We start from the raw sequence: 10,921 nt of genomic DNA on the forward strand, positions 1-10,921 counted from the left end.
CGGCGCGGCCCGTCGCGCCCGCGACGCCCACCCCCACACCCGTGATGCCCGCACCGGCACCCCGGACGGCGCCGGCACCCCGGACGACGCCGGCACCGGCCTCGCGCGCACCCGCGCCCACGGCGCCCCCCGCGCCGCCGGTCGTCGACGACGGGGCGGAGGAGTTCGACCTGCGCTGAGCGACGGACCCGGCCGTCCGGCCGCGGGAGGGCAGCTCCGAAGATGTGTGGGGGGGGGGGGGGGAATGGCGGTCCTCGCACCGACACCCTTCGATGACGAGCTCGCCAACCACCTCACCTCCCACGTCCCGCCGGGCTTCCGGCGCGACGTGGCGGCCCCGACGCTCCGCGTCGTCCCTGCCGCGCACGCGACTGGCTCGTACCGCCGGTCTCCTGACCACGATCGGTCTCGCGACCGTCGCGGGCATCGGCGCCGCGGCGCCGGTCGCCGGCGCGGCCCCGCCCGCCCAGACGTGCACGTCCGCCGAGGCGCGCGCGTCCCAGCAGCACTGGTTCTTCGGCGCCCGTGGCGAGCTCGACTTCGGTGCCGCGGGCAGCGCGGCACCCACCGCGGCGGTGGCGACGTCGACCCAGGTCTCGTCCGAGGGCACGACGGTCATCTCCGACAAGACCGGCGCGCTGCAGTTCTGGTCCGACGGCATCGTCGCGATCGATCGCGACGGCGACCCGATGCCCAACGGGTCGGGCCTCGGGGGCAACGTGTCCGCGACGCAGACGGTGGCGGCGTTCCCGTCGATGTCGGACCTCGCCAAGTACGTCGTGGTCTCGACGTCCGGGAACGAGGGAACCCCGGCCGGCGGCCAGCTCTCCTACTCGGTCGTCGACATGACCCTGAACGGCGGCAAGGGCGACGTCACCGCGACGAAGGCCGTGCCCCTGGGCGCCGTCGGGGCCGCCTCCGAGGGCCTGACCGCCGTCCCGAACGCCGACGGCTCCGGGTTCTGGGTCATCACCTTCACGTACGGCAGCACCGACGTCAGCGCGTACCTCTTCAAGGGCGAGGCGCCGGCGGACCCGGACGGTGCCGGGCCCCTGAGCGCCGGCGATGCCGTCGTGAGCACCACCAGCATCGCGACGCCGAACGGCGGCTACGGCTCCTTCGCGCTCTCGCCGAACCGCACGCAGCTCTCGATGACCACCAGCGGCACCAGCGCCGGCCAGCCGGGCCAGCACTTCCTCTTCGGGGTCGACGCGACGACCGGCCTGCTGACCGAGACCGCCGCCTGGGACGGGGCGAACACGCTCGGCGGCAACCGGCTCTACACCGCCGACTTCTCGTCGAGCGGCCGCTACCTCTACGCGTCGCGGATCTTCGGCACCGGTCGTCTGCTGCGCTACGACCTGCAGGCGGGCTCCAGCGCCCAGATCGCGACCAGCGTCGAGTCGGTCGGGGTCACCGGGGCCACCGGCGGTGCCGTGCGTCGCGGGCCCGACGGGCGGATGTACGTCGCCGCGAACGGCGCAGCGGCGCTGAGCGTCGTCGAGACCCCGGACGCGGCGACCGCCGCCGGCGTCGGCTACGCGCAGGACGGCGTGCTGCTGGCCACCGGATCGACGAGCCGCTACGGCCTGCCGCAGATGGTGACCGGCTGCGTGCCGGATCCGGTGGCGCAGATCGACGGCCCCGCTCCGGACACGCGGGTCGTCGCCGGCGAGCCGCTCACCGGCGGGTTCTCCTGCGACGAAGCCGTCCCGGGCGCACCCGCGGTCGACGGCTGCACCGCGACGGTGACCCCTCCGGGAGGCGGGACGCCGATCCCGCTGACCGACGGTGGCGACCTGCCGACCGGGACGCCGGGCGTCTACACGATCACCGCGACGGTCACCGACGTCAACGGCCGCACGAGCACCTCGACGCGCACGTACACCGTGGTCGCGCCGGTCGCCGTCACGATCACCGGCCCGGTGGCCGGGACGACGATCGTGCAGGGCGACGCCCCGTCGAAGGTGGACTTCGGCTGCTCGGGCGGCGTCGCGCCCCTGGACTGCGCCGCGAAGGTGCAGCTCCCCGACGGGACCGACGTGCCGATCACCGACGGCGCGGACCTTCCGACGGCCCAGACGGGCACGTACACGATCACCTCGACCGTGACCGACGCCGACGGACGCACGAAGCTGGTCACGCGCACCTACGCGGTCGCGGCGAAGCTCGCTCCGATCGGCCCGCCCGCCGTCGGTGGGCCCGGTCTCGGCACGATCCCGGCGCCGGCCTGCTCGGCCGTGCCGCTGTCGCTGACCGACGTGACGCGCGGCAAGCGCGGCGTCGTGATCAGCGGGGTCACCGACCGCGGTGACGCGGGTCGGCGCGTCGCGATCCGCTACCTGGGCAGCGCCTCCAGGCCGGTCGTGGGCCGGCCCGTGGTCGGCACCGACGGCCGGTTCACGGTGACCGTCAAGGACCCGGATCCGCGCAACCGCGTGGCGCCGGACCGGCGTCGCTACCAGGCGGAGCTCGGGACGAAGCGCTCGCTGCTGCTGAAGCTGACGCGGCGGTTCACCATCACGTCGGTCACGACGGCGTCGCACGACCGTTGGACGGTCGTCGGCCGGGCCACGACGCCGCTGCCGACGACGCGACCGATGGTCGAGGTCCGCGTGAAGTCCTCGTGCGACGGACGCTGGCGCACCCTGGCCAACCGCGTCCGCCTGTCGCGGACGGGCCGCGTCGTCGTGCACGTCCCGGCGCCGAGGGCCGGCGAGCACCAGGTCGTGCGCCTCGTGACCACCGTGCTGGGCGGCGAGGACCGCAAGGGCTCGAAGCCCGGCCGCACGTTCACGGTCCCGCGGTCGGTCGGCTAGGAGCCGGGGCAGCCGATGATCGCCGGCAACGGCCTGTCCGTCGTCGAGGATGTCGTGTGGGGGCCGGCGGCGCCCCCGCACGGGCTCTCGGGCGCGCCACGGTCCCGGCGTCGCGGCCCGGGCCCCCGTGCCCCCACCGCCGACACCGTCGGTTCCCACGAGGCCCGCAGGACGGCGCCGGCGACGCCGCTCGTCGTCGACGCGAAGATCGATCGTCCGGTCGCGCGGGCCGAGGTGCTCGATCGACCGGACCTGTGGAACGCCTTGGACCGCGCGGCCGACGACACGCTCACCGTGCTGGTGGCCCCGGCCGGATACGGCAAGACCACGACGCTGGCGACGTGGGCTGCCCGGCGTGGCGACGTCGCGTGGGTCACCCTGGACTCCCCTGACGGCGCGCCGGCGCGTCTGCTGGCCCACGTGCTCCGCACCCTGCAGCGGACCGGCCACGAGACCGGTGACGCGTGGCCGGCACTGGTGGCGGGCGCGGACCCTGCGTCGGTCGTCGTCCCGCTGCTGTCCAACGCGCTGGGCGCGGCATCTCGGCCGCCCGTGCTCGTCGTCGACGACTGCCACGTCATCGAAGGGACTCCGAGCGCCGCCGTCGTCCGATCGCTGGCGGACGCTGCGCCGAACCGGCTGCGACTCGTCCTCGCGAGTCGACGGGCGCTGCCCTGGCCACTGGCCCGACGACGCGCCAACGGCGACGTCACCGAGCTCGGTCCCGACGAGCTGCGCCTGACCACAGGCGAGATCCGCGCCCTGGTCGACGAGCGCCTCGCCGTGGGGCTGTCGGAGACGGAGACGACCGGTCTGGCGGACGCCACCGAGGGATGGCCGGCCGCGGTCGCCCTGACCCTGCTGCGGGGAGCGGCCGGCTCGCGCGCGCTCGTCCGCGACGGCGGCACGCCGTTCGACATCGCCGAGTACCTCGTCCAGGAGGTGCTCGACGAGCTCGACGACGTGATGCGGACGTTCCTGCGCCGCACGTCCATCTTGTCCGTGCTCGACGCGGACCTCTGTCGCGCCGTGCTGGACGACCCGGCCGCCGGAGAGCTCCTCGCCCGCGCCCGGCGATCGAACCTCCTGCTCGCCCGGACCGACGCCGACGGCACGACGGCGCGCTACCACCGGCTGCTCGCCGACGTCCTGCGCGCCGAGCTCCGGCGCAGCGAGCCGGAGGCGGTCGGAGACCTCCACCGCCGAGCGGGCGCCTGGCTGGCGGAGGCCCGCCGGTACGAGGACGCGATCGAGCACGCCATCCACGCCGGCGACGCGACCTGGGCCGTCGAGCTCCTCAGCGAGATCTGGCTCGACCTCGTCTTCGACCGACGCTACGACACGATCACCTCGATCCTCGATCGCCTCCCCGGGCCGGTCGCGGAGCACGACACCTTCGTCGCGGCGCTGCGGATGGCGGTCGTCGCGCTCCGGGACGGACTCGGGGCCGCCGAGCGACGCGCGATCCGGGACCTCGCCGCTCGCGAGGCGACCCCCGAGGCGCGGCGGGTGCTGCGACGGCTCCGGAGCTCGTTCGTCTGCGGCGACGTGCGCACGGCCCTGGACTGCGTCGACGAGCGGTGGGACGCCACGGAACCGGACCCTCGCATGCGTTTCGCCGCCGCCACGCAACGCGCCATGCTCTGGTGGCTCACCGACGACCCCCGCCTCGAGGCCGCCCTGAAGACCGTCCCGCCCGCGGGCACCGACCAGACGTTGCGCGTCTGGCACCACGCGATGCTCGCGTTCGCCGCCGCCGGCACCGCGGATCAGGCCCGGGCCGTCGAGCACGGCCGCGCCGCGGTCGCGGAGGCCGAATGCGACGTCACGGGCACCTCGATCTCCTTCGCGCTCGCGTACCAGGCGTGCGGCGCCGCGTACCTGCGATACGGGGCACTGGACCACGCAGAACGGATGCTGGACCGCGCCTCCGCGGCGACCGGTCAGGTTCCCGACGGCGTCGAGCACCTGCTCACGCTCATGTTGCGCGCCCGTCTCGAGTTGGCGCGCGGCCATCGCGACAGCGCACGGCAGCTCGCAGCGGCCGCGCGAGCGATCGCCGACGACTGCGTCGACCTCGGAGGCCTGACCCGCCACCTCGACGACACCGAGGAGGCCATCGATCGTCCCTCGTCGAACGCGACGCTGGGATCGCCGCTGTCGCCCGCGGAGCTCCGGGTCCTGCGGATGCTGCCCGGTGGACTGCCGCTGAGCCGGATCGCGTCGGAGCTGTTCCTCTCGACGAACACCGTCCGGACCCACGCGCGGATGATCTACCGCCGGCTCGGCGCCAACTCGCGCGCCGACGCGATCGCCGCCGCCCGCACCCGCGGGCTGCTCCCGGGCATCGCCGATGACCCGTTGCTGCGGGAGACCGGCGACGGGTAGACCTGGACGGGCCCGGACCGTACGGGCGGCGCGGGCCCCGCGCCGACGGACCTTACGGAACGTCGACGGCGACGACCTCGAGCCCGTCGATGCCCTCGAAGTCGCGCGGGTTCGTGGTGTAGACGGGCAGGTCGTGGGCGAGCGCCGTCGCGGCGATCAGGGCGTCGTGAGCGCGGGCGGCGGGCTTGCGCCCGGAGCTGCGCAGCGACGCCGCGACCCGCCCGAACACCCGGGCCGCCCGGTCGTCGAACGGCAACGGGTCGAAGTCCGCCTCGGCCTGCTGGAGGTGCGCCTGACGCACCTGACGCTCGGCGGGGTCGTCGGTGACGAGCGGGCCGACGGAGAGCTCCGCGAGCGTGATCGCCGTGATCACCGGCTCGGCCGGCAGCGATTCCGCCGTGGTGATGCGCGGCAGCTCGACGACCGTGGAGGTGTCCAGGACACCGCGCCCGTGGCGCGGACTCACAGCGACGGATCCAGGACGGCGTCGAGGTCGCGGCGCAACGCCGCCGCGTCGCCGGTGGGCAGTCCGTGCCAACGGGCCAGCAGCGCTTCCGCCGTCAGCGGCGCCGTCGCGACGGGGCGCAGCGTCGCGACGGCGCGTCCCGACCGGGTGATGGTCACCCCTTCGCCCCGGGCGACGCGGTCCACCACGTCACCGCCCTGGTTCCGCAGCTCCCGGATCGACACCGTGTGCTCCATCACCAGAGCGTATCACCGGTGATACATCCCGACGCGGCGGCGCCGGCCGCCCGATACCGGCAAGCGGGACCTACGCCGGCAGCGTCTGCCCCTCGCGGTCGCGCTCGACCAGCGCCGCGTATGCCCTGCCCTCGGCCAGCAGCTCCTCGTGGGTGCCCTGCTCGACGATCCGGCCGCGGTCCAGGACCACGATCCGGTCGGCGTCGCGGACGGTCGACAGGCGGTGGGCGATCGCGATCGTCGTGCGGTGCTCCGAGAGCCGCTCCAGGGCCTCCTGGACCGCGTGCTCGGTGCGGGTGTCCAGGGCGGACGTCGCCTCGTCGAGGATCAGGACCGGCGGGTTGCGGAGCATCGCGCGGGCGATCGCCAGGCGCTGCTTCTCGCCGCCGGAGAACCGGTAGCCGCGCTCGCCGACGACGGTGTCGTAGCCGTCGGGCAGGCGCTCGATCAGCTCGTGGATCTGGGCGGCGCGGGCGGCGTCCTCCAGCTCCTGGTCGGTCGCGTCGGGCTTGGCGAAGCGCAGGTTCTCGGCGATCGAGCTGTGCAGCAGGTACGTCTCCTGGGCGACGACGCCGACCAGGCCGGAGCGGTCCTCGAGCGAGAGGTCGCGGACGTCGACCCCGTCGATCGTGACGCGGCCCTCGCCCACGTCGTACATGCGGGCGACGAGGTAGCCGAGCGTCGTCTTGCCCGAGCCGGTCTCGCCGACGATCGCCAGCGTGCCGCCGGCGGGGACGGTGAGGTCGACATCGTCCAGGGTCTTGCCGGAGCGCTCGTCGTAGGCGAAGGACACGTGCTCGAAGGCGACCTCGCCGCGGGCCGTCCTCGGGTCCAGGCGGACGGGCTCCTCCGGGTCGACGACGTCGATCGGGGTGTCCAGGTACTCGAAGACGCGGGTGAAGAGCGCCAGCGAGGTCTGGATCTCGACGCCCAGGCGCAGCAGCGTGACCATCGGCATCAGCAGCCGGGTCTGCAGCGTCGTGAACGCGACGAGGGTCCCGATCGTGACGAACGAGCCGCCGTGCGCCGAGGTGTAGCCGGCGATCCAGTAGACGAGCGCCGGCATGGTGGCGAACGCGATCTGGACCGTCGACATGCGCCAGCGGCCGGCCATCGCGGAGCGGACCTCGAGGTCCGCCACGGTGTCGGACGAGGCGGCGAAGCGCTTCACGAGGTCGCCGGAGCGGCCCATCGTGCGGGTCAGGACGATGCCGGAGATCGACAGCGACTCCTCGACGATCGCCGACATGTCCGCCAGGCGCTTCTGCCGGACGGTGACGATCCGCCGCCGCGCCTTGCCGACCGTCCGGCTGAGCCAGACGAAGAACGGCACGACGAGCAGCGTGGCCAGCGCCAGGCGCCAGTCGAGGAAGATCATCGCCGTCAGCGTCGCGAGCACCGTGGTGAAGGAGCTGACGAAGCTCGTCACGGTCGACGTCACGACGCCCTGCATGCCGCCGATGTCGTTGGCGATGCGGGACTGGACCTCGCCGCTGCGCGTCCGCGTGAAGAACGCCAGCGACATCCTCTGCAGGTGCGCGTAGACCGACGTGCGCAGGTCGTGCATGACCCGCTGGCCGATCGTGTTGCTCAGCCAGGTCTGCCCGACGTCGAGGATCGAGCCGATGACGGCCGCGCCGATCATGCCGACGACGAGGATCGTCAGGAGGCTCGTGTCGCGGTCCGGCAGCGCGTGGTCGACGACGTCGCGCAGGAGGAACGGCTGGGCCAGGCCGATGATCGCCGAGAGGGCGATCAGGCCGGCGACCGCGCCGACGCGCTTGCGGTAGGGGCGGAAGAGCCGGATGATCCGCTTGAGGTCGAGCGCGTCGGCCCCCTTGGGACGGCGGGCGCCGGGCTCGACGTCGCCGCCGGGCCGGTCGCCACCCCCGCGGCCGCCCGGGGCGCCGTCGTCAGGGGCGTCACCGTCGCGGCCGCCGCCGGTCGGCCGGCCGCTGCGTGGGGGCTCGCCTCCGGACGGTGGACCGCCGGCGGACGGTGGACCGCCCGCGGGGAACGCTGCGTCGGCCGGAGGGCGCGACGCCGTGGAGCCCCCGGCCGCGGGGGCCGTGGACTCGATCTCGACCACCGACGGCGGGGCCGCGTCGCGGCCGGCCGGGTCGGTGGATCGGGTGAAGGGCGTGGGGTTCGGGGCGCTGGTCATCGCGAGCGTCTCCTCTGTCGCGGTACGGACCGCGGGGCGGATGGCCGCCGCATCGGTTGCGGTGGCCGGCGGTCCGGGCCTTCTTCAGGCTTAGTGAGTAGTGCTCAGCAATCTAGCAGATACGGAGTGAACCTCATAATGTGGACCCCACGGCATCGGTGGTAGGCTTCCCTGATGGCCGACGACGCGACCCCCGTCCGCGCCGCCGCCGCGGAAGCGGTCGCGGGGACGCTCGCCGCGCTCGCGGATCCCTCCGCCGCGCTCGGCGATCCGGCGGACGCGTCCCCGGAGGCCGTCGCCGCCCTCCGCGCCCGGACCCCGGCCGCGGACGACACCGAGCCGCCGCCCCTCGGCGAGCTCCTCGCCCGCGCCGCCCGCGCGATCCACTTCCAGTCGCGCCAGATGCTCGCCCCGCTCGGGCTCACGCCGGCGGCGGCCCGGGCGCTGCGCACGCTGGGCAGCGTCGGGGAGCCGATGCGGATGGTCGACCTCGCGGACCGCATGCACGTCGTGCCGCGGACGGTGACGACGCTCGTCGACACGCTCGAGGGCGAGGCGCTGATCGAGCGCCGCCCGGACCCGAACGACCGCCGCTCGACACTCGTCCACCTGACCGACACCGGCCACGAGCGCTTGGCGCAGATGGCCGAGGCCCGGCGGACGGCGGCGGGCGAGCTGCTCTCCGCACTCAGCGAGGACGAGCAGCTGCAGATGCGCCGGCTGCTCGCGAAGATCGACCTGAACCCGCGGCCGCGCTGCTGAGCGTGGCCGCCGCGAGAGCACCAGCCGACCCCGCGCTCGGACCCGAGCACCCGCTGGTGCTCGGAGGACGCTGACCGCGCCCTCGGACGGACGCCGGTCCGTCGCGGCCCCTCCGCGGCTCCTGCCCGGGTTCGCCGGAACCGGTCGGGACAACCTGGGCCCGACCCGCCCTCCCCTCCGCCGGCCGACGCGTGGGTCACACGCTGCGGGACGGGACGGCGGTGGTGCGGACGCCATCCGGAACGGCCGGCGCAACGCCCGCCGGGGCGGGCGGCCCCCCGGCCCACCGGGGCCGGTCGAGCACTCCGGACCCGGCCCGCGCGGCACGACCGCGGCGCCGCCCGGGGTGGTCGTGCGAGCATGCCGCCCGTGCCCGACCGCCTCCCCCGGCCCGCCCGGACACGCCCTCGTCCCCGCAGGCGCCCGGCCGGCGCCGCCCCGACCCCGCGTCCTCCGGGGGCCCGTCGTCGTCCCCGCACCGGGGGCGTCCGGCGCGACCCCCCGTGGCTCGTCATCGCCGCGATCCTGGCCGTCCTGCTGGCGCTCGTCCTCCTCATCTCGTCCTGCGGCGGCGGGGGCGACGACGCGGAGGAGCGGGGCGTCGTTCCGGCCGACCCGGGGTCGACCTCACCGCTCGGCCGCGCCGCGCTGAGGATCCTCCGGGCGGACCCGGAGCGGCAGGCCGCCGACCTGACGCGTCGCGCCGAGGCCGGCTTCGCGAACCCGCTCTACCGCCTCGTCCCCGGCGGCGCGGTCGCGTCCGCCGAGCGGGTCGCGAAGTACCGGCCGCTGATCGAGCAGATCGCGAAGGCGACGGACGAGGACCCGAACGTGCTGGAGGGCATGGTCTACCTGGAGAGCGCGGGCCGGCCCGAGGTGCTCGCCACCGGCGACCTCTCCGGCGCGGCGGGGCTGACGCAGATCGTCGCCGGCACCGGCACGCAGCTGCTCGGCATGAAGATCGACCTGGCGCGCTCGAAGACGCTGACCGGGCGGATCGCCCGCGAGACGGCGCGGGGGCGGACGAAGGAGGCCACCCGGCTGCGCGCGGCCCGCGCGCGGATCGACCAGCGCTTCGACCCGAAGAAGGCCCTCGAGGCCACCGCGAAGTACCTCGACTTCGCCCGCGGCAAGCTCGACGGGCGCGACGACCTGGCGGTCGCCAGCTACCACATGGGCGTCGGCAACCTGCAGAACCTGATGACCGCCGTCGGCCAGGGGACGACGTCCTACGTGCGGATGTACTTCTCGATCGACCCGCGCCGGACGCCCGAGGCGATGACGCAGGCGCTGAAGCTCAGCGACGACTCCACGTCGTACCTGTGGCGGGTCGGCGCGGCGGAGCGGATCATGCGCCTGTACCGGCAGGACAAGGCGGCGCTCACGACCGAGAACGAGCGGCAGAACCGCAAGGCCTCCAGCGAGGACGTCCTGCACCCGGTGGAGACCACGAAGACGTTCGCCGACCCGTCCGACCTGGCCGACGCCGAGCGCACGGGTGAGGTCGAGGGCCTGCCGCGCGCCGCGATGCGTGCCAACGGCCTGGCGATCGACCCGGCGATGGGCGAGCTGGCCCCACGCCTGAAGCAGTCCAAGCGCCGCTACCGGGCCCTGCGCCCGGGCGCCCTGGCCGGGCTGCTGACGGTCGGCGCCGCGGTGCAGGCCCTCAACGGCGACGCGAAGCCCGCGACGAAGCTCGTGGTCACGAGCTCGGTGCGTGACAAGGACTACCAGGCGATGCTCGGCGCGGAGAACGTCCAGGCCACCCACGCGCTGTCCCAGCACACCACCGGCTGGGCGATGGACATCTCGCGCACGTACCCGAAGGGCGACACCGCCCAGCTGTTCCAGTGGACGCTGACCCGCCTGCAGGCGCTGGACCTGATCGCCTGGGTCCGCGAGCCGACGGCGATCCACCTGACGTTCTCCAGCGCGGCCACGAAGGAGCTCGCGCCGGTGCTGCGGCAGGCGGGCGTCGCGAAGTAGGGCCCGGGCGGGCGGCGCCCGCGCGGGGCGGCGCGTCGTTCCCGGGCGGCGCGCGGGTCCTCGTCTGACCCGGCGCCGCGTCAGTCCGCGTCGTCGCGCG

At 74.8% G+C, this 10,921-nt stretch carries 7 protein-coding genes; 4 read left to right on the forward strand and 3 right to left on the reverse strand.

Annotated features, from left to right (window positions below; genetic code table 11):
* Window positions 1–272: 272 nt before the first annotated feature.
* Window positions 273–2,819: a hypothetical protein gene (locus AB0L40_RS23585; RefSeq protein WP_364360517.1), complete on the forward strand. Its 2,547-nt coding sequence runs from the start codon at window positions 273–275 to the stop codon at window positions 2,817–2,819.
* A 15-nt stretch (window positions 2,820–2,834) separates the two neighbouring features.
* Window positions 2,835–5,207, forward strand: a complete 2,373-nt coding sequence (locus tag AB0L40_RS23590; RefSeq protein WP_364360519.1) for a LuxR C-terminal-related transcriptional regulator — start codon at window positions 2,835–2,837, stop codon at window positions 5,205–5,207.
* Between the two features lie 52 nt (window positions 5,208–5,259).
* Here AB0L40_RS23590 and AB0L40_RS23595 read toward each other — a convergent pair whose 3' ends face one another.
* The 3 genes from AB0L40_RS23595 to AB0L40_RS23605 all read right to left on the reverse strand — a co-directional run bounded on the left by AB0L40_RS23595 (window position 5,260) and on the right by AB0L40_RS23605 (window position 8,073).
* On the reverse strand, window positions 5,260–5,673 hold the full coding sequence (locus tag AB0L40_RS23595) for a type II toxin-antitoxin system VapC family toxin (protein ID WP_364360521.1): 414 nt from the start codon (window positions 5,671–5,673) through the stop codon (window positions 5,260–5,262).
* Complete coding sequence (locus tag AB0L40_RS23600) at window positions 5,670–5,909, reverse strand: type II toxin-antitoxin system prevent-host-death family antitoxin (protein ID WP_364360523.1); 240 nt, start codon at window positions 5,907–5,909, stop codon at window positions 5,670–5,672. Before AB0L40_RS23600 ends, AB0L40_RS23595 begins: the two co-directional genes overlap by 4 nt.
* A gap of 70 nt (window positions 5,910–5,979) precedes the next feature.
* Window positions 5,980–8,073, reverse strand: a complete 2,094-nt coding sequence (locus AB0L40_RS23605) for an ABC transporter transmembrane domain-containing protein (protein ID WP_364360526.1) — start codon at window positions 8,071–8,073, stop codon at window positions 5,980–5,982.
* 174 nt (window positions 8,074–8,247) lie between these two features.
* On the opposite strand from AB0L40_RS23605, the gene AB0L40_RS23610 reads away from it, so the two are divergent.
* Window positions 8,248–8,835: a MarR family transcriptional regulator gene (locus tag AB0L40_RS23610; protein WP_364360528.1), complete on the forward strand. Its 588-nt coding sequence runs from the start codon at window positions 8,248–8,250 to the stop codon at window positions 8,833–8,835.
* Between the two features lie 369 nt (window positions 8,836–9,204).
* The gene (locus AB0L40_RS23615) at window positions 9,205–10,821 is read left to right on the forward strand and encodes a transglycosylase SLT domain-containing protein (RefSeq protein WP_364360530.1); all 1,617 of its coding nucleotides are present in this window, start codon (window positions 9,205–9,207) and stop codon (window positions 10,819–10,821) included.
* Window positions 10,822–10,921 lie beyond the last annotated feature (100 nt).

It is taken from the genome of Patulibacter sp. NPDC049589, assembly GCF_040675535.1.
In the GTDB taxonomy this organism is placed as follows: Bacteria; Actinomycetota; Thermoleophilia; order Solirubrobacterales; family Solirubrobacteraceae; genus Patulibacter.

Excerpts from the sequence above, each read along its gene's own strand:
- AB0L40_RS23590 (WP_364360519.1), top strand. The coding sequence starts at position 2,835 with ATGATCGCCGGCAACGGCCTGTCCGTCGTCGAGGATGTCGTGTGGGGG.
- AB0L40_RS23585 (WP_364360517.1), top strand. The coding sequence starts at position 273 with ATGACGAGCTCGCCAACCACCTCACCTCCCACGTCCCGCCGGGCTTCC.
- AB0L40_RS23605 (WP_364360526.1), bottom strand. The coding sequence starts at position 8,073 with ATGACCAGCGCCCCGAACCCCACGCCCTTCACCCGATCCACCGACCCG.
- AB0L40_RS23600 (WP_364360523.1), bottom strand. The coding sequence starts at position 5,909 with ATGGAGCACACGGTGTCGATCCGGGAGCTGCGGAACCAGGGCGGTGAC.
- AB0L40_RS23610 (WP_364360528.1), top strand. The coding sequence starts at position 8,248 with ATGGCCGACGACGCGACCCCCGTCCGCGCCGCCGCCGCGGAAGCGGTC.